Origin of the sequence: Tannerella serpentiformis (genome assembly GCF_003033925.1) — a bacterium.
GTDB lineage: Bacteria > Bacteroidota > Bacteroidia > Bacteroidales > Tannerellaceae > Tannerella > Tannerella serpentiformis.
Map to the genome: position 1 here is coordinate 658489 of NZ_CP028365.1, position 19206 is coordinate 677694.

At 53.7% G+C, this 19206-nt stretch carries 13 protein-coding genes and 1 pseudogene; 9 read left to right on the forward strand and 5 right to left on the reverse strand.

Annotated elements, in window-relative coordinates:
• Positions 1-15: 15 nt before the first annotated feature.
• From C7123_RS02730 to C7123_RS02740, 3 genes and pseudogenes are all read right to left on the reverse strand, one after another.
• Positions 16-4909: pseudogene (locus C7123_RS02730) on the reverse strand (DEAD/DEAH box helicase).
• A gap of 828 nt (positions 4910-5737) precedes the next feature.
• Positions 5738-6952 carry a site-specific integrase gene (locus tag C7123_RS02735; protein WP_069175688.1) on the reverse strand — a complete coding sequence of 405 codons (1215 nt, stop codon included), beginning with the start codon at positions 6950-6952 and terminating at the stop codon, positions 5738-5740.
• A 16-nt stretch (positions 6953-6968) separates the two neighbouring features.
• Positions 6969-8198, reverse strand: coding sequence for a site-specific integrase (locus C7123_RS02740; RefSeq protein WP_069175689.1), 1230 nt, complete (start codon positions 8196-8198; stop codon positions 6969-6971).
• 555 nt (positions 8199-8753) lie between these two features.
• Between C7123_RS02740 and C7123_RS02745 the strand changes: the two genes are divergently transcribed.
• From C7123_RS02745 to ybeY, 3 genes are read left to right on the forward strand one after another with little or no spacing between them, the layout of a single operon-like run.
• Entirely contained in the window at positions 8754-9833 is a 1080-nt protein-coding gene (locus tag C7123_RS02745) for a mannose-1-phosphate guanylyltransferase (RefSeq protein WP_069175690.1), read from the forward strand.
• A 52-nt stretch (positions 9834-9885) separates the two neighbouring features.
• Positions 9886-11118, forward strand: a complete 1233-nt coding sequence (locus tag C7123_RS02750; protein WP_037983708.1) for a nucleoside recognition domain-containing protein — start codon at positions 9886-9888, stop codon at positions 11116-11118.
• Positions 11118-11582: an rRNA maturation RNase YbeY gene (gene ybeY / locus C7123_RS02755; protein WP_069175691.1), complete on the forward strand. Its 465-nt coding sequence runs from the start codon at positions 11118-11120 to the stop codon at positions 11580-11582. The genes C7123_RS02750 and ybeY overlap by 1 nt, the downstream gene beginning before the upstream one ends.
• A gap of 62 nt (positions 11583-11644) precedes the next feature.
• Here the strand turns inward: ybeY and C7123_RS13275 are convergent, their stop codons facing one another.
• Positions 11645-11755: a helix-turn-helix domain-containing protein gene (locus C7123_RS13275; protein ID WP_317046613.1), complete on the reverse strand. Its 111-nt coding sequence runs from the start codon at positions 11753-11755 to the stop codon at positions 11645-11647.
• A 79-nt stretch (positions 11756-11834) separates the two neighbouring features.
• On the opposite strand from C7123_RS13275, the gene C7123_RS13120 reads away from it, so the two are divergent.
• The 4 genes from C7123_RS13120 (at position 11835) to C7123_RS02775 (ending at position 14695) form a co-directional block, all read left to right on the forward strand.
• Complete coding sequence (locus C7123_RS13120; RefSeq protein ID WP_173896995.1) at positions 11835-12032, forward strand: hypothetical protein; 198 nt, start codon at positions 11835-11837, stop codon at positions 12030-12032.
• An 86-nt stretch (positions 12033-12118) separates the two neighbouring features.
• On the forward strand, positions 12119-12664 hold the full coding sequence (locus tag C7123_RS02765; protein WP_107490689.1) for an efflux RND transporter permease subunit: 546 nt from the start codon (positions 12119-12121) through the stop codon (positions 12662-12664).
• A gap of 573 nt (positions 12665-13237) precedes the next feature.
• Positions 13238-13555 (forward strand): hypothetical protein, encoded by a 318-nt coding sequence (locus C7123_RS02770; protein ID WP_069175694.1) that lies wholly within the window; start codon positions 13238-13240, stop codon positions 13553-13555.
• Between the two features lie 201 nt (positions 13556-13756).
• On the forward strand, positions 13757-14695 hold the full coding sequence (locus C7123_RS02775; RefSeq protein WP_069176407.1) for an NAD(P)H-dependent flavin oxidoreductase: 939 nt from the start codon (positions 13757-13759) through the stop codon (positions 14693-14695).
• A gap of 246 nt (positions 14696-14941) precedes the next feature.
• Here the strand turns inward: C7123_RS02775 and C7123_RS02780 are convergent, their stop codons facing one another.
• Positions 14942-15556, reverse strand: a complete 615-nt coding sequence (locus tag C7123_RS02780) for an OmpH family outer membrane protein (RefSeq protein ID WP_037984216.1) — start codon at positions 15554-15556, stop codon at positions 14942-14944.
• A 372-nt stretch (positions 15557-15928) separates the two neighbouring features.
• Here C7123_RS02780 and C7123_RS02790 point away from each other — a divergent pair, with 372 nt between their 5' ends.
• Positions 15929-17383 (forward strand): aminoacyl-histidine dipeptidase, encoded by a 1455-nt coding sequence (locus tag C7123_RS02790; RefSeq protein ID WP_069175695.1) that lies wholly within the window; start codon positions 15929-15931, stop codon positions 17381-17383.
• 62 nt (positions 17384-17445) lie between these two features.
• Entirely contained in the window at positions 17446-18969 is a 1524-nt protein-coding gene (locus tag C7123_RS02795) for a hypothetical protein (protein ID WP_069176408.1), read from the forward strand.
• The last annotated feature ends 237 nt before the right edge of the window (positions 18970-19206 follow it).

Consider the following 19206-nt stretch of genomic DNA (forward strand, 5'->3'; position numbering starts at 1 on the left):
TTGTCGCCTTTTTATTTAGAAATTCAACTTAGGCAGAGTTTTCACAATCTTCTGCGTCTCAAGGCTCACGTAGATGATGGAAAGCAATAGATCGAGTATGTTACGTGGCTTGCCATGTTCACGAGACCAGAGATTGGGATCGTTTTTAATACCGCTCTTTTTATCGGTTGTAATGGCGTAGCGCTCCATTACCCATTCGATGGCGCTCTTCCCATTGACTACGTATTCATAGGCTGCATCGGGAACGCCTTCGATGGTGATACGGGCATTGTAGATAATCGTGCCACGCATGCCCTTGCTAGGAAAACGCATCTTCTCCACCGCGTAGTAAGCGTAATCATCCATAGTATCACGCTCTCGCTCTTTCACCTCCACGTCTGCTTCGCAGGCATAGTCTTCATACTTCAAATGCAAATCAGCTAAGGCACGCCCTGCCTTGCTAAATGCTATAAAGTCTTCCACGCGTTCTATAATCGGGATACGGGGCAATGACTTGCGGAGGTCATCGGCAAAGCGTTCTCTGTAATCGGGGCTGTGCAGCAATCCGTAAACATAATAGAAGATGTCCTCCCTCGTCAGGTTCTTTGCTCCCGAGAAGCGGCTACGCACCTCTTTCAAGAACCAATCTGTGATGCCATCTCGCTTTATCCAGCGTTCAGAGCTCTCTTCCCCAAAAAAGTCTTGAGATTGCATCCCCTTGTTTGCTTCATACCAATAGAGAGGGAAACATTGGGTATTATATTGGGACTGGTAATCTGCAATTTTGTCTGTTATTAGGCACGAAAAACCTTTTGAACTACCTACACCACTTAATGTGATGATCAGGTTGGCTTTGCCTTGTGGATACAGTGAAGAGAAGGTGCCTGGACTTTCGATAAAAGGACGATGATAGTAGAGCTGTTGTTTACAGAAAGGACGATAGGAGCTCTGTACAAAAGCAGTGGCATCGAAAGAATGCTTTAATTCTTTTCCCAAGTCTCTTTTAAGTGCTCTTGTCCAGCTGATCCTTGTCTCATCTTCAGAGAATACATTCTTGCCCAGCTGTTCATTATAGAATGCAATCATAGACTGCATATTCTCAGCTACCTGCTCTTTAGAAAAACCAATAACCCAAGCATCTCGGCTAGATAATACCCCTGTGGCATAAGTTGAGAACACACTCTGTGCGTTTGCGTCAAACTTCTTTGCCGGCGCAAGGGACAGGAGAGTATCGAAGAGTCCATCACGTTGGTTGATCCAGTCGTTCTTCTCATTGGGTGTTATCGTTGTCCACTCTAAGTATTTATATGACCCTGCTTGACGAATGATGCGCAGTTTATCCTCACGGCTGAGGTAGTCGCCTATGTCGTGGTAATGTATTTGGCATGCATTTAATCGTTTGCCATCGGGATAGCGTACCAAGATGGTAATGGCAATAGGCGTGCGGCTACCACTACCAAAGATCTTGCCACCCTCTCTACGAGACAGCTCGCCACTTGTGCGTTGGTTGCCTCGGAGATTGAAGACATAAATCTTATCAAACTCCTTTTGCAGGGAGGCACGGAACCCATCGTGGCTGTTGCCGTCTATCCACGCTCCGTTGCTGATGAAAGCGATAACGCTACCCTCTTCGGGTGAAAGACGGTCGGTAGCCCAGCGAAAGGCTTTGATGTAGCTATCGTAAAGGCCTTTGGAGAGACCTGCCGTTGAGCCATGCTGCATAGGTGTTGGAAATGCGTTGGTCGAGAATAGGATAACTTTGGTTTTGGGCATTATCATTAGCCGACTTCTGCCCGATAGAATAGGGCGGATTCCCGATAATGACCCGTATTGGTGTGCTTCGTTGGGACTCTACTGCCTCAGAATTTTCTCGGAAGAACTCTTTGAAGAGGTCACGGTCGTTGTTTTCGCCCAGTTGAAAGGTATCGGTGAGGCAGAGTCCATCGAAGGGGAGATAGGTTGTCTGAGGGCATTGTTCTTGAAATACGCTTTCGATATTGACATCGGCGATATAGTAAGCCAAGAGGACTATCTCATTGGCGTGAATCTCAGACGTGTATTTACGCACCATATCCTCAGGGCGAATAAGCCCCGATTGCAAAAGGCGTGTGATGAATGTGCCCGTACCAATAAAGGGGTCAAGTATGTGCACATGCTCATTTGTTAGGGCAGATCCAAACTCACTCTTCAATACATCGCCAACCGAGTGGATGATAAAGTCAACACATTCAACTGGGGTGTACACCGTCCCCAACTTCTCAACCGTTAAAGGGAAGGCTCGCTTAAAGAACTTCTCATAGAGGTTTTTAATGATGGTCTGCTTGCCCTCCAGATTATCAATCTTGCCCACATTGATGCGTACCGATTCGTAAAACTTATCAAGCTCTACGAGGTCTTTGTCCACCGCTTCGGTCTCGAGCAGCTCTATCATCCTCTGCATAGAGGAAGAGATAGAATTGTTACTAACAAATTGATAGTCGGTAAACAAAGCATCGAAGACGGGGCGCGTGATAAGGTGCTGCGCCAACATCTCGATACATTGCTCCGCATTGACGCCTGGATTGAGGTTCTTCTGAAGAGTCTTCACGAATATCTCAAATTCAGAGGAGAACTTGTCATTGTTACCCAATACAAGTCGAGAGATACGAGCGATGTACTTCTTGGCAATCTCGCCCACCTCTGCCGCCCAATTCTCCCAATAGAGGCGTTCGCCACACTTCTCTACGAGCTTAGCATAGATCTGTTCTCGGATCGAGCCAAATTGCAGTTCCAATTGCTTGGCAATCTCTTGGTGAGAAAGTTGTTGTGCGTCTTGATTGTCGTTACCGTCGCCGGCAAAAGAATGTTGTCCAATACCGATTTGCCCTAAGCCGGGTAGCCCCACAGTCACTTTAGACCCTTTATCTTTGTTTAGAGCGATGGTATTGACATGGGCATTAAAGTGGTCGTCATGCGAACGGAGGGCATTAAGAATATCCCAGACAGCAGAAAAAGAGGTGCTTTCGTTCAATGCCTCTTCAGGGCTGGTGCCCTCAGGGACAATAACGGGAATGATGATATAGCCATACTTCTTTTCGTCAACTTGTCCTCGATGAAAAGAACGCATCACACGCCCTACACTTTGCACCACGTCTACCTGCGAGTTGCGTGCGGAGAGAAAGAGCACGGCATCCAGAGCCGGGACGTCTACACCCTCGGATAGACAGCGCACATTGGTCACAACACGGCACTCTTGAGGATCATCTGTATCCTCTGCTAACCATGCTAAAGCAGCGTTTCGTTCTATTGCCCCCATACTACCATCTACATGGCGAGCCGAGATATGCACAACGCCCGTTTGCTCCTCATGTGGCAGACTGTCATTATAGATATCGGAAATCTTTGGCAGTACGGTTGCGATGTTTTTAGAAGTTCCTGGCTCGTTAACACGTCCTATCTTGTACGTGAAAGCAATGGCGCGGCGCATTAAGCGAGGGTCAGCATCCCAAGTAATTCCCTTATCGCCTAAGATCTTTTTCGATAAGCCGTTGATGACTCCGATCAATCGCCCCGTGTCATCGTAGTTCAGCTCTTTGACATGCCGATCTTTGACCTGCTCCATCAGCTTTTCTGGAATCATATCTTCCGAGACCGTAAGTACCAGCACCTTGTAATCGGTCAAAATACCATTCTGAACAGCGTAGGAGAAATTAACCCGATAGAATTCTTTGCCATAGATAGTTTCGTCATCCATAGAGCAAAGGATGCAATCGTTCTTGCTCGCTTTGATCTTGGCATTTTCACCATAGAGGCGAGGCGTAGCCGTCATATACAGGCGCTTCTTACCTTGAATAAATTCATTGCTGTGAATCTTGGTAAAGTCGCTTTCATCCTTCGTGGAGATTTTCACGCCTGTGGTGCGATGTGCTTCGTCGCAAACGATAAAGTCAAACACGCCAAACTCACCGTTCGTATCTTTCAATATGGCGGCCTGTGCTTCGGCCACGATGTCGATACTTTGATAGGTAGAGAATACCACCGTTATGCCATCGTGTATTTGGTACGCTATGAGTTGTTTGGTGATGAAGCTGGTATTTGTAGAGGCAGGGAGAGCTAGGTCTACGATTGAGTTATCGGATTCATCGTCGTCGTTGTTACGCTTTATCTTGCGTGAAGCACGACTGTCGGAACAGATGCAAATTGCTTTGATAGGATAAGCGGCATCTGCCATCCAATCATTCAGCGATTGCCCCAAGAGAGCAATGCTTGGAACGAGGAACAGCACAAGCCCCTTGCCGGAAAGTTCATGCTCGACCATTTTTAGCGACGTAAAAGTCTTCCCTGTACCACAGGCCATGACCAGCTTTCCACGATCACTACTTTGATAGTGTTCATGGGCCGCTTTTAAGGCTTCCCGCTGATGTTCTCTGAGTTGCTTTTTAGCTGATAAAGCCTCCCTGCCCTCGATTCCTTGGAACAGTTTCTCCCAATCTACAGAAGAGTGGTCAAGGTCATATAGGTTGACGCGAGATACAGGGGGATTCTGATTCTGAATAGCTTCTTCTGCATTACTACCCCAATGATTGGTTGTTGCAATCCACAGGCGATGGGCAAAAGCTGTTTGATGGTGGTTGAAAGTCCGACTCGAGGTTGCCAAGAAGGAGTCCACGGACGATTTGTCGATTACCGTATCTTCAGCATAACATTTGCACTGGATAGCCCAATAGTCGCCCGAATAAGTTCTTGCGACAAGATCAATTCCAGTATCTGTCCCTCCCAACTCATCGCGAAAAGGAAATTCCTCCCACAGCCAGACGGTCTCAAATAGGCCCGTATATCTCGGGTCTGTTTTGAGCCATGCACGCATCAAACGCTCGAACCGTATCCCCTTATACTTTTCCGAAAAGGATTCATCTCTGAACTCTTTGAGAATATCATAGATCGTTTTCATATGCTGTAGACTATCTGGTTGGAACAATCAATCCGTGCATGTTGAGACCTAATATTTCGGCCGCATTCGTAAGACTCCCCAACTGAGATTGTACTTCGTTATAGCACTGCTTAGAAAGGGTTATCTCAGCTTTCTCCAATCGTTCGGCTGGCCTCTTATTCCGTTGTTTGTTTGCCAACACAGCTTTGCGCCTGTCTATTATTGACATATGATGTTCCTTCGTTCTAATGATTACATGAGTTCGATGACAAAGATACTTATCTCCAAAATGAGGCGAGATGTGTTTGGCAAAACTGCTTGATGAGAAAGTAGCACATGCCGAAGATTTAGGCACCTTTGCGGGCGAGAAATGAGATGTCTTATGACTACAGCAAAGAGACGAAAGCAGGAGAATCTCGCTCGTTTCCTATTCGTTCCCTTTGGGTGAGTAGAGCTATCAGCATCCACTCACTGACAAGCACTTAAATCCTATTCTTTTGTTTTATGGGGAAGTTCAAGTGTATCTACAACAATATATTCTTTCCTTCCTTTGATCTTCTTACCCAGAGCAACCGCATCAATATAAGAGCCTGATTTTTAGAGATGCTTTTCAGTATTTAACATTGAATTCTTATAGTAGAGTTTCTAGTATTCCGCTCATTATTAGACAGTTGCGTGTGTGAAAACTTTAATACACTTATCAAGAAAAGGTGTGGCTTTTTGACTACACCTAACTACTCCCCAGTCACGCTTCTTTCATCGCTTTATACCTGTTGTAGTCATGTAGTAAGATCTATTCGATGAAAGGAAAAAAGTCTACATTCTCACCTTAAGCCAGCCATACAGGAATCACTCTGACGCAGCTTGTTGCTTCTGGATCAGCCTGTCCATGTCTTCCGAAATCTTTTTGTCTGTCACCTGCGCATAGATCTGCGTGCTTGTAATGGACGTGTGTCCCATCATCTTAGCGATGCTCTCTATCGGTATGCCTGCACTGAGTGACAACGTCCCGAACGTATGACGAGCCATGTGGAAAGACAGGCGTTGTCTGATGCCACAGGCCAGCCCCACGGTGCTCAGTTTGTTATTCATTACACTGCGGCTGCAATCGCGTGGAAAGACAAGGTCGCCATCTTTTTCTTTCACCGCCTGTTCCTCTTCTTCTCGGAGTCTGTTGAGGATAGTCTCCGCGATCGGATGTAACGGCACGACGGATTCTACTTTCGTCTTCTGCCGTTCTTTTCGGATATACCTCCGGCCATCTGCCGCCGTTTGAATATGCGAAAATTTCAGACGTTCCATATCCGCAATGGCCAAACCTGTGAAGCAGGAGAAGATGAACATCTGCCGAGCCTGCTCTGCTTCCTTGTCGTTTACTTTCAGCGCCATGAGCTTGGCCACATCACTCTTTTGCAAGAAGCGAATCTTCCTCTCTTCCTTTTCATAGATGGCATCCTCAAAAGGGTTGTAGCGAATGATCCTTTTACTGGCCGCACGATACATCAATCGGCTCAGCCAGCAGAGGTGTCGATTAACCGTCTTCGCTGCAAACCGCTTCTTCTTGAGATAGAAGCGGAACTCCTCAAACATCCCATCTGTAACAGAGCCAATGGGTATATCCTTTCGCCCTTTGTCTTCTATCCACTGGCGAAGCATCTTGTCTGAATAGGTGTGATTGCGATAGGTACCCGCAGATCTTGACTTGCCTACGTATGCCTTAACAGATTGCAGTTCTGCCTCGCTCATGGTCAAAAGGGTAGTCGGTGCCGCGGCGACACCCTGCAAGCGGTTCTTGAGTAGTTCTGCGCTGACCACGCCGTCCTTCGTAAGCATTTCCGCGTAAGTCTTTTCCACAAGCTCCCTGAATGCAGCGAGGCGTTGATTGATTTTCTTTTCGCCGGTTATACCCTGTCTGCTGTTCCATTCGGCCGGCAGACATTCTTCTCCGGTTGTCATGACTATGCTTCTGCCATCGATGGTGACGCGGCAAAAGATGGCTGTCTTGCCGTCTGTCTTCGTCTTCTGTCTGTTGATGTAAAACAGGATCTTGAATGTACTTCTCATATCGGTTTCAGTTAAGTTAAATGGTCAGGTGTAAATCTTCGGTGAAGGCGATCAAGCGATCGAACTCTTCAAATAGCTTTTGGGGAGTGACTTTCGCATATCGCTCGGTCATGCGCACCGTGCTATGTCCAAGCATCTTGCTTACGGTTTCGATGGGCACGCCCTGTTCCAAGGTGACGAGTGTAGCAAAGGTGTGTCGGGCCGTGTGCGTGGTGATCGGCAAAGACAGCCCAGCCCTTAACGAGATTGCTTTCAGGCAAGACAAATAGGTGGCATAATTCATATAAGGGAGCAGTGTCTCTCTTGCATCGCTGTGTAGCTGTTCCAGCAATCTAAGGGCTTCGGGCAACAGTTTTACACGGCAGAGGACGCCCGTTTTCTGTCTGTTGAACTTCAGCCAAAGAGCGCCCTCGTCGTCGCGAATAAGATGCTTATGGTTCAGCGTCATCAGATCGCAATAGGCGGCACCGGTGTAACAGGCGAAAAGAAACACATCGCGGGAGGTTTTCATATCCTCGTCCAAACCGTCAAAACGCAGCGTCTTCAACTTGTCTAATGCATCCTTATCAAGCGCCTTGGGTAATCGGCGGTCTCCCTTGTCCACATGTACATTGTCAAATAGCAAGGAGTCTGCCGCTCCTTCGCGATAAGCCAGCTTGCAGACCTTCTTGATAAGGACGATCATGTTATAGCAAGTGCTTTGTTTCAGCCCCACTTCTCCTATTACATACTGCTCGAATTGTTTGATAAAGTCTTCCGTGAGCTGCGAAAAGGTCAAGTCGGAGACTTTGTGCTTCGCCCGAATGAACCGCTGTAATTGCACTCTTGTCTGACGGTACGCGGCCAAAGAATTTTCCTTGATGTCTACACCGACGTGATCTTTCATTTCCTCGATCAGGCCATCAAACCGCTCCAATAGCATAGTTCGACTCTGTATCCTACCTTGGAAATGTTCCTTGATGTCGATTGCATCAAACGGCGATCCTTTGGCAAGCAAGGATTGATAGGAGGCCTGAACGGCGAGAAGGAGGTTGTCCAACTTGGCATTGACCTCAACGGCCTCGCGACTCTTCCCGTCCATCCGACTTTCGCGCGGGTTCCACAAATCGGGATTACAGAACAGCTTGCAACTGAACTGTGCGATGGAACGTCCCAGCGTGATGCGTCCCATGATCGGCGCCTTGCCTGACCTATCGAGAGAGCTCTTTTTGAGGTAGAGCAACACCTTCATTTTCATGTCATCCATACGCTTTGAAAACTGTGGGCAAAATTACCCGGTTCAAAGCACCCGTTACCTGTGCAGATCCCTGTATATCAATGCAAAAGAACCATGTGCAAGATATATCCAGTTACCGGCTTTTGCACCATCGTTACCTGTTGCAGAGCGGGGTAATGGTTTGGTAACTGAACTCTTGCTCGGATCCGCACTTTTCTGCCTTTTCCGCTCGACGCAACCGAAAGCATCTCCACCCCTTTCCGCCTAACAATCAGTCCGCTTGCTTCGACATCGGGACTTCTGCTTTTGAGAGGAATAGTTGCTCTCGAGTCATCGAATTTTGATCACGTGAGATGTTCTGAAGCTCTCGCATCATCAAAATTTGTTCGCACGCACCTCATTTTTAGTCGCACACCAAGGGATCGACCCCGACGGTGAGCCCGACAATCTCTTTGCAGCCTTCGGAAACGCCGCCGGACAGCCTCCGCACCCCTCCCGACCGTCTCCCGATCGCAGGCGTGGACAGTGTCCGATCGATCTCCATTTCTTTACGTTCCTTTGTCGCACAGAATCAAACCCTACCCTATGGATAATAACTATTGTGTCATCATGGGCGGCGGAATTGGCAGCCGCTTCTGGCCATTCAGCCGCGAAAACAGGCCGAAACAGTTTCTCGACTTCTTCGGAACGGGGCGATCACTCCTGCAAATGACGGTCGACCGCTTTGCGAAAATCATCCCCAAGGAACACATCTACATTGTCACCAATCGGCGCTACGTCGGGATGGTGCACGAGCAACTGCCCTTCCTGGCCGACGACCAAATCCTGGCCGAACCCGCCCGGCGCAACACCGCGCCCTGCATCGCCTACGCCTCCTACCGCATCAAAGCCCGCTGCCCGCAGGCTAACATCGTCGTGGCCCCCTCGGACCACCTCATCCTCAAGGAAAACGAGTTCCTCGACGACGTTCGCAAGTCGCTCGACTTCGTGGCCAAGCATCGTGCTCTGGTCACCCTCGGCGTCAAACCCTCCCGACCCGAGACGGGCTACGGCTACATCCAAAGCAGCGACGAACGTCAGGGCGACTTCTTCAAAGTCAAGACCTTCACCGAAAAGCCGAACCGCGAACTGGCGCAGGTCTTCATGGAGAGCGGCGAATTCTTCTGGAACTCCGGTCTCTTCGTCTGGAATGTCGACACGATTCTGGGGGCTATCCGCCAATATCTGCCTGACATTTCGGCACGCTTCGACATCGGCCCCGAGAAGTTCAACACCCCCGCCGAGGCCGCCTTCATCGAGGAGCACTTCCCCTTCTGCCCCAGCATTTCGATCGACTACGGGGTGATGGAAAAGGCCGACAATGTCTACATGCGTTGCGTCGATTTCGGCTGGGCCGACCTCGGCACTTGGGGCTCCATCTTCGACATCGCCTCTCGCGATGAGGCCAACAATGCCGTGCTGAAGACTCGTGCCATGCTCTATGAGTCGGAAGACAACATCGTCGCCATCGAAGATCGCAACCGCCTGGCCGTCATTCAGGGACTCAAGGATTACATCGTTGTGGAGTCGGGTAACGTCCTGCTGATCTGTCGTAAGACGGACGAGCAGCGCATCAAGCAATACATGGCCGACGCCCAAATCCGCTACGGGGACGAGTTCAATTGATTCCGCAAACACGAACTGACTGCCTTTTTGGCACACTATCTCTGAGTCCGGCATGACGCTTAACTACATCTGGGTTGCCTTTATCGTGATCGCCTTTGCGGTCGCTACATGCCGGCTCATCTTTTTTCATGATACGGACGTCTTCACCGAGATCGTCACGTCCACCTTTAGCGCTGCCCGCGCCGGCTTCGATGTCTCGATCGGCCTGACGGGCATCCTCTCGCTGTGGCTGGGGCTGATGAAGATCGGCGAACGCGCGGGGCTGGTCGGTGCCTTTGCCCGACTGGCCGCGCCCGTCTTCGGCCGACTCTTTCCAGGCGTACCCGCCGGTCATCCGGCTGCGGGGTCCATCTTCATGAACATCTCGGCCAACATGCTCGGTCTCGACAACGCCGCCACGCCCATCGGCCTGCGCGCCATGCAGCAACTCCAAGAGCTGAACCCGCGCAAGGACACGGCCAGCGACGCCATGATCATGTTCCTCAACCTGAACGCTTCGGGCCTGACCGTGGTGCCGATCACGATTATGATGTACCGTGCGCAGTACGGCGCTGCGAACCCCGCCGACGTCTTCCTGCCCATCCTGCTGACCACCACCGTGGCCACGCTGACGGCCATCATCGCCGTGGCACTCATGCAACGCATCAACCTGATGCACCGCAGCCTGATCGGCTTCTTCGCGGGCACCGCAGCCTTCATCGGCGGACTCGTGTGGCTCTTCCGCACGCTGCCGTCGGAGCAGGTCTCGCTCTGCTCCACGGTCGCCGCCAACGTGCTGCTGTTTACCATCATCTGCGGCTTCATCGTGGCCGGCGTGCGCAAGCGGCTGAACGTCTACGAGACCTTCATCGAAGGCGCCAAAGAGGGTTTCGGCACCGCCATACGGATCGTGCCCTACCTCGTGGCCATTCTCGTGGCCGTGGGCGTCTTTCGTGCCTCGGGTGCGATGGGTCTGCTGATCGACGGGCTGCGCTGGACGGTCGACGCCATCGGGTGGGACACGTCGTTCGTCGAGGGTTTGCCAACGCTGCTCATGAAACCCCTCAGCGGGAGCGGCTCACGCGGCATGATGCTCGACGCGATGGGCACCTACGGCGCCGACTCCTTCGTCGGCCGACTCGCATGCGTGGCCCAAGGCTCTACGGACACGGCGTTTTACATCGTGGCCGTTTACTACGGTAGCGTGGCCATCCGCCGCACGCGCTACACCATTCCCTGCGCCCTTATTGCCGACCTGGCAGGCGCTATCACCGCCATTCTTATGACATACTTATTCTTTAGATAATGATCACGTACAACTTCGAAGGCATCAAACGCCCCGAATTCCTCCGCCGCCTCACCTCCGCTTGGATCCGCCTCGTGGCCGCACGTCACGGCAAAAAGGTGGGCGACATCACTTACCTCTTCTGCTCCGAAGAGAAGATGCTCGAAACGAACCAAAAGTTCTTGCAGCACGATTACTATACGGACATCATCACCTTCGACAACTCCGAGGGCGACACCATCTCCGGCGACATCATCATCGCCCCCGACACCGTCCGCTCCAACGCCGCGAAGTATGGCACACATTTCCGCGACGAGTTCCGCCGCGTCATCATCCACGGCATCCTGCACCTCTGCGGCATCGACGACAAAGCGCCCGGAGCGCGCGAGATCATGGAGCGCCACGAAAACGAGGCCCTCGCCCTCTTCCGCAAGATGACCGACAGGGAGCCGAAGAAGCCCAAGGAGCCGAAGGAGTCGAAGTAAGCCCGCCCCCAAGAAGTCAAGTGCCGGACGGAACCATCTCCGGGGCCGCCCGTACTTGACTTCTACGACTCCTTGTATTCCCGTGGGGAGAGGCCCGTCTTGTGCTTGAAATACTTACCGAAGACTGACTGCGTGGAGAAATTCAGGTAGTCAGCGATCTCTTGTATCGTCAGGTTAGAGTATCACTTTCGAGACATGTTTGGGCGTGAGGAAGAGGTGGTCAGCATAGAAAGCCACGTTGCGCTCCGAGACATGATGCTCCTCAAGCAGCTGCATGAAACGTTCGAAGAGGGCCTCCCGGCGATTGTTCGTCGGGCGATTGTTGCCTGTCTTGACTTTGCTGAAAAAGATGGCGCCGATGCGATAGATCGCCGCCGCGATCAGGCACCTGAAGGCCTCCGTCCTAAAAGGCGCCTCGGGGCAAGCCAGGGTCGAAAGAATAAGGCGTAATACTCGTCCAGCTCGCGGATTTGCTCGTCGGTGAACGAGATGCAGCAGTCGCCTCGCTGCATCAGGCCGAAGACGCTTACGCCCGCATGAAACAACTCTACGACAAGAAGAGCCTACCGGAAATGCAAATGGTGGAGGTCGAGACGCGCCTGCAACAGGCTCGGTCGATGTACGAACTATCGAAGAAGAACATGAACGACTGCGCCCTGCATGCGCCCTTTGCCGGTGTCGTGGGGCGTCGCACGGCCGAGGTGGGGGTAACGTCCATGTTCGGCTTCATCTCGCTCTTAGGCATGATCATGAAAAACGTCATCCTCATGTATCAGCATGCCGAAGACGAGCGCCACCTGGCCCACCGATCGGCACGCGATGCGGCTTACGACGCCGGCGCCCGACGCATGACGCCCATCTTCCTGACCACCGCCACGACGGCCGTGGGTGTGATCCCCATGATCATCGAGGGCAGCTCGTTTTGGAGCCCCGTGGGCGTCTCCATCTTCGCTGGTGGCATCGGTGCGCTGATCGCCGTAGTCACCGTCCTGCCCGTGCTTTACTGGAAACTCTACGGCAAAGAGGATCAGAAAAGGCAGACGCGCGGGGCGGGCGCTCCTCCAGAAACGCACACGGCGTAGACGTCTCAACGTAAGCCACCCCCTTCGCCGAGCCTCGGAAATGGATCCAACCTTCGGGAGAGGCCACTTCCGAGCCTCGGAAATGGGTCCAACCTTCGGGAGAGGCCATTTCCCGAGTCAGGAAATGGGCCCAACCTTCGGGAGAGGTCATTTCCCGAGTCAGGAAATGAGCCCAACCTTCGGGAGAGGCCATTTCCCGAGTCAGGAAATGGGCCCAACCTTCGGGAGAGGCCATTTCCCGAGTCAGGAAATGGGCCCAACCTTCGGGAGAGGTCATTTCCCGAGTCAGGAAATGGGTCCAACCTTCGGGAGAGGGCATTTCTCGAGTCAGGAAATGGGCCCAACCTTCGGGAGAGGCCATTTCCCGAGTCAGGAAATGGGCCCAACCTTCGGGAGAGGGCATTTCCCGAGTCAGGAAATGGGTCTAACCTTCGGGAGAGGGCATTTCCCGAGTCAGGAAATGGGCCCAACCTTCGGGAGAGGCCATTTCCCGAGCCTCGGGAGGCCTACTCCCTTCTACTTCTTACTACTTACTACTTCTTACTACTTATCACTCCACCCTACCTACTATATATGTACACCCAACGCAGCGCCCTCCGATGGAAGGGCATACTCTCCATCCTTTGCCTCACGGCCACCCTCAGCGCTTCGGCGCAACGCACCTATACGCTTGACGAATGCCTCCGCTTAGGGGCCGAAAACAATCTCACGCTCCGCAATAGTCAGCTCGACGAGCTACATCGCACGGTGAAGGCCTCCGTAGATGCCAGCGTGACCCTGCCCAACGCCCTGATGAAGGTGGAGCAACCTCAGCGAGGCCTACTTGCAGATCGATCTGGCCCGCCGCTCCGTCGCCTCGGCCACGGAGAACCTCCGCCTCAATCGCGATAGTTACGAGGCGGGCACCGTCCCCATGACCGACCTGCTCGACGCCAGACCCAGCTGCGCCTCGCCCGCGACCGCTACACCGAGGCCTGCACCGCCTATTGCAACGCCCGGACGGCTTACCGGCAGGCCGTCGGGGAGCAGGGCGCCCGCATCGTTCCCGAATTATCTCAGTTCCTTTGCCGCCGTATTTAATTCCGTATGTATATGAATCGAATCGCTTCTTTGTTTGATATCGAATACCCCGTCATTCAGGGCGGGATGGTGTGGTGCAGTGGCTGGCGACTGGCCGCGGCCGTGAGCAACGCCGGCGGACTCGGACTGCTCGGCGCCGGATCGATGCACCCCGAGACCCTCCGCGAGCATATTCGCAAATGCCGCGCCGCCACCGATCGGCCTTTCGGCGTAAACGTGCCGCTGATGTACCCGCAGATCGAAGAAATCATGCAGATCATCATGGACGAAGGCGTGAAGATCGTCTTCACCTCCGCCGGCAACCCCAAAACGTGGACGGCGCGCCTCAAGGACCACGGCATCACCGTGGCGCACGTCGTTTCCTCCTCACGCTTTGCCGCCAAATGCGAGGCCGCGGGCGTCGACGCCATCGTGGCCGAGGGCTTCGAGGCGGGCGGACATAACGGTCGCGAGGAGACCACCACGCTCTGCCTCATCCCCGCCGTGCGACGCGTCACCGACCTGCCGCTCATGGCCGCCGGTGGCATTGCCACGGGCGAAGGCATGCTCGCCGCGATGGCACTCGGTGCCGACGGCGTGCAGATCGGCACCCTCTTCGCCTTGGCCGAAGAAAGCTCCGCGCACGAGGCCTTCAAGCTCCACTGCCTGGCCCTGGACGAGGGCGACACGAAGCTGCTGCTCAAGAAGCTCTCCCCCACCCGACTGGCTGCCGGCGCCTTCCGCACGGCTGTCGAGGAGGCCGAAGCCGCCGGTGCCGACGCCGAAACGATGAGCCGACTGCTCGGCAAGGGGCGCGCCAAGAAGGGCATCTTCGAGGGCGACCTCGAAGAGGGTGAGTTGGAGATCGGCCAAGCCTCCGCACTGCTGTCCGACATCCGGCCCGTCGCCGAGATCATGGACGACCTGATCCGCGGCTATCGTCGTGCCGCTGACAAGTCCTACAAGCTCTAATCGGCGACTGACATTCATCAGCTCCCACGGGGTGCATCGGTCAACGGTGCATCCCGTTTTTCTTTCATGGCAGGCCTCTGCCGAGGTCTGGGAAGTTTGCCTGGTACAAGATGAGGGGGAATTTATCTCGGGGGGGTACCCGGTCAACCTTCGCCGGAGGCCGCACCCGCCCAATGCGCAACAAAAAAATCCCATCCACTCTCGAGGCCGAGAAAGGATGGGATGTATAGGATCACGCCCGACAGGTTACTTCGTTCCGGCGTATCGCTTATTCAAGAACTCAATGATTTCACCCGTGATATTGTAGACGTCGTCAGCTAAGAAGATGGGGCTACCGGCCGTATTGCTAAAGATGATCTGATAGCCCTTGTCCTTATTGTAGAGCTTCAGGCAACGCACCACGGTGTCGCGCAACTGCTCGTTCATGGCCTGCGTCTGCTCCATCAATTCCTTCGTCAGACGGGCGTCCAGCTCCTGCAACTCTTGCTCCTTTTTCATCAGCCGTTGCTGCTCCTGTTCAGCGCGTTCACGCGTGGCGAAAGCCCCGTTCTGCATCTTGTATTGGAAGTCCTTGACCTCCGCCTGCAGGCTGCGTGCCTTCTGGGTATAACTGGCGCGTGCGTTCTCTTGTTTCTTCAGGATCTGCTCGTTCAGGTCGATGGAGAAATTGTATTTCTGCAACAAGGAGTCCACGTTGATATAAGCAACAGGGAAAGCTTTGAGGGGCGCTCCGGTGGAATCCGTCTCCATCTTCGCCACCGCGACGCTGCCCCCTTTATGGCCGGACAGTTGCATGACGAACAGGCAGACAATTGCAGCCGCAAGAATCCCCTCGATCACATAGTGTAGATTACTTTTCATATAAACGGAATTTAATTACTCATCATTTCACCCATCCGATCGGCCAGATTCTTCTGGTGCGAAGCCTGCCGATCCTGCGTGCGAGCGCACGCTATGCCCTTTTTGCGTAGGGCGGGGCTGCTATCGACATGCGTGTTCGGAAAACGTCCGTTTTTCTCCAGTAAAATCCTCACGCAAAGCAGCGCCATGCAAATAATCAGTATAATAATAGTTGCCAGAGAGACGATAAACATTTTACTTTACCTTTGTGGACGCAAAGATAGACGATTCGATAAACAGCCATTCGGGGCTTCCTCCCATTTCCGTTTTTTTGTCATTCGCCGCGCCTATCTTTTTTCACTCAGCGATTTAAGTCATTTATATACGTAGAAAATGAAGACTATATTGGATCTCCAGCCGGCTATTGTGTGGAAGTATTTTCACGAAATCACACAAGTGCCTCGTCCTTCTAAAAAGGAAGGAAAAATCATCCGCTATTTAGAGCAATTCGCTGCCGACCATCATCTCCCGATTAAGAAAGATGAGGCCGGCAATATTCTCATCTCAAAACCCGCAACGAAGGGCTACGAGAAGCTGCCAACCATCATCCTGCAATCGCATATGGATATGGTTTGCGAGAAGAACAACGACGTCACCCACGACTTCGACAACGACCCGATCGAGACCGTTGTCGACGGTGAGTGGCTGCGCGCCAAGGGCACCACACTCGGCGCTGATAACGGTATCGGCGTAGCTGCATCGCTGGCCATCTTGGCCTCCGACGACATCGAGCACGGCCCCATCGAATGCTTCGTCACCGTCGACGAAGAAACGGGTATGACAGGTGCTTTTGAGGTAAAAGAAGGCTTCCTCAGCGGGAAGATTCTCATCAACCTCGACAGCGAAGACGAAGGCCAGATCTTCATCGGATGTGCCGGCGGAAAGAATACCCTCGCCACGTTCAGCTTCACGCCCGAAGCGGCTCCTGCCCGGTCGTATTTCAAGATCGTTGTCACGGGTCTCAACGGCGGACACTCTGGCGGCGACATTCACAAAGGCCTCGGCAACGCCAACAAGTTGCTGGCTCGTTTCCTCTATTCACTGCGCGAGAAGTATGACTACACGCTGGCGGCTATCGAAGGTGGTAACCTGCACAACGCCATTCCACGTGAGGCTTCGGCTGTGATCGGACTTAAGGACGACGACCGCGAACCGGTGCGCGTGCTGCTGAACCACTTCCAAGCCGACGTGGAGAACGAGCTAAAGCGCATCGATCCGAACGTACGCCTGACGATGGAGACGGTCGACACGCCGAAGACTGTCCTGCCGAAGGACGTTGCTGCTCGACTCGTCGAGTCGCTGATTGCCTGTCCGCACGGTGTGTTGGGCATGAGCCACGAGGTGGAAGGATTGGTGGAGACGTCGACCAACTTGGCGTCGGTGAAGATGCCTGAAGCAGGCAAGGTGATCGTTGAGACCAGCCAACGCAGCTCGGTAGACTCGCTGAAGGATGCTGCGGCCGATCAGGTAGCTGCCGTCTTCCGTCTGGCTGGAGCCGAGGTGAAGCATGGCGACGGCTATCCCGGCTGGGCACCTAACCCGGACTCGAAGATCCTGAAGGTGGCTGAGGATACGTACCGCAAGATTTTCGGCAAGGATGCGCTGGTGCTGGCCATCCACGCGGGATTGGAGTGCGGACTCTTCCTCGAGAAGTACCCCTACCTCGACATGATCTCTTTCGGCCCGACCATGCGCGACGTTCACTCGCCTAACGAGCGGATCGAAATTGCCACCGTAGACCTCTGGTGGCGCCACCTGCTGGAGATACTGAAGAATATCCCCGCGTAAACAAAATATCGCACGCGTAGCGGCGTTTCTTCATTCGTAATCAAACCCCAGAGACGATGAAGATGAAGAAACAAACAGCCGGCCTCGGCCTGCTCCTCGCCACGCTACTCTACCTCGCAGCCGGATGCGAACGGGTCGACCATTATGCCACCGACCCTTCGCTCCGGCTCGATTTTTCTACGGACACCCTCACGTTCGACACCCTTTTTACCACCATCGGGTCCGTCACGAAGCAGTTCATGGTCTATAACCCGCACGGCGAGAACCTCCGTATCGAGTCCGTCACACTGGCCAGCGGAGGGCGCAGCGGCTTCCGCCTCAATGTGGACGGTCGAAAGGGCGACTCCTTCAGCGGCATCGATCTTTGGAAACGCGACAGCCTGCGCGTGCTCGTCGAAGTGACTGCCAGCGCTAATAATGCCGACCGCCCGCTGCTGATCCAAGATTCCATCCTTTTCTACACCAATGGCGTCCGCCAATTTGTCCTGCTGCAAGCCGTCGGGCAAGACGTTCACATCATCCGAGGCGGCCGGACGTACACCGAAAACACAACCCTCCCGGCTGACCGGCCTTACCTCATCTTCGATAGCCTCACCGTCGGCCCCGGCGTCACCCTCACCCTCACACCCGGAGCCACGCTCTGCTTTCACCATCAGGCCAAACTCATCGTCGCCGGCACACTCAAGGCCATCGGTACCCAAGCCCAACCCATCACACTGCGCGGCGACCGCCTCGACAGCATCTACGCCAACGTCACCCTGCCCTACGACCGCGTCCCCGGCCAATGGGGCGGCATCCGCTTCGAATCCACCAGCTTCGAAAACGAGCTTGAATACACCGACGTCCGCAACACCTCCTTCGGCCTCGACTTCCAACCCTCTACCCCCGATCGGCTTAAGATCCGCATCCACAACTCTCGCGTCACGAACAGCAGTGGCGACCTACTGACGGCTGTCAACTGTCACATCGAGGCCTCTGGCAGCGAGTTCACAAACGCTGCAGGAAATACCGTCTGCCTCATCGGTGGGCGCCACCGCTTCGCCCACTGCACGCTGGCCAACTTCATCGTCCTCACCACGCGTCAAGGTTCCCCTACCCTCATCCTGGCCGACACCGCCCGCATCGACAACACGCCGCACCACTACCCACTCACCGAAGCGCGCTTCGACAACTGCCTCATCGACGGCAGCATCTCGGGCGACACCACACGCACGTACCGCGGCGAAATCTCCCTCATCTCCCGCAACGGCGACACGGCCGGCAGCGACGCCTTCAACTACCGATTCACGGCCTGCTACATCCTCACCAAAGCCATCACCAACAATCCCCGCTTCGACCGCTGCCTCTTCGGCTTCAGCCAGAAGCCCATCTACCTCAAGTCAGGCACCCGCAAACAGGCTTACGCCTACGACTTCCGTTTGGCCAACAAATCCGTCGGGATCGGTGCCGCTGACCGCACCGTCGCCGCCGAGTTCCCCACCGACCGCTATGGCGTGAGTCGCCTCACCGGCAGCACCGCTCCGACCATTGGTGCGTACGAACACGTACACCTGCCGGAGGAGAAGAAGTCTTCGGCACGCCGTTAAAAGGAAGATTAGCCCTGAGGAAGGCGGGTTGACGAGCCGCCTGTGCTTGTATCGGGCCCATAAGCGCTGAGACGCGTCTACTCATGCCTCCGAAGAGGGCAAATCGTTTTTGGAAATGCTTGCCTTGTAACGGTGTTGCAAACGCCAAAGCATTTCCCGAGGCACTTGCGGGACTTCCGCAAGCATCAAAATGGGGAAAATGGCACTTGCGGAACTTCCGCAAGCGTCAAAATGGGG

What these genes read in the sequence shown, in the direction of transcription:
- C7123_RS02735 (WP_069175688.1), bottom strand. Translation starts at nt 6,952, where the DNA reads ATGAGAAGTACATTCAAGATCCTGTTTTACATCAACAGACAGAAGACG.
- C7123_RS02740 (WP_069175689.1), bottom strand. Translation starts at nt 8,198, where the DNA reads ATGGATGACATGAAAATGAAGGTGTTGCTCTACCTCAAAAAGAGCTCT.
- C7123_RS02745 (WP_069175690.1), top strand. Translation starts at nt 8,754, where the DNA reads ATGGATAATAACTATTGTGTCATCATGGGCGGCGGAATTGGCAGCCGC.
- C7123_RS02750 (WP_037983708.1), top strand. Translation starts at nt 9,886, where the DNA reads ATGACGCTTAACTACATCTGGGTTGCCTTTATCGTGATCGCCTTTGCG.
- ybeY (WP_069175691.1), top strand. Translation starts at nt 11,118, where the DNA reads ATGATCACGTACAACTTCGAAGGCATCAAACGCCCCGAATTCCTCCGC.
- C7123_RS13120 (WP_173896995.1), top strand. Translation starts at nt 11,835, where the DNA reads ATGATGCTCCTCAAGCAGCTGCATGAAACGTTCGAAGAGGGCCTCCCG.
- C7123_RS02765 (WP_107490689.1), top strand. Translation starts at nt 12,119, where the DNA reads ATGAAACAACTCTACGACAAGAAGAGCCTACCGGAAATGCAAATGGTG.
- C7123_RS02770 (WP_069175694.1), top strand. Translation starts at nt 13,238, where the DNA reads ATGTACACCCAACGCAGCGCCCTCCGATGGAAGGGCATACTCTCCATC.
- C7123_RS02775 (WP_069176407.1), top strand. Translation starts at nt 13,757, where the DNA reads ATGAATCGAATCGCTTCTTTGTTTGATATCGAATACCCCGTCATTCAG.
- C7123_RS02780 (WP_037984216.1), bottom strand. Translation starts at nt 15,556, where the DNA reads ATGAAAAGTAATCTACACTATGTGATCGAGGGGATTCTTGCGGCTGCA.
- C7123_RS02790 (WP_069175695.1), top strand. Translation starts at nt 15,929, where the DNA reads ATGAAGACTATATTGGATCTCCAGCCGGCTATTGTGTGGAAGTATTTT.
- C7123_RS02795 (WP_069176408.1), top strand. Translation starts at nt 17,446, where the DNA reads ATGAAGAAACAAACAGCCGGCCTCGGCCTGCTCCTCGCCACGCTACTC.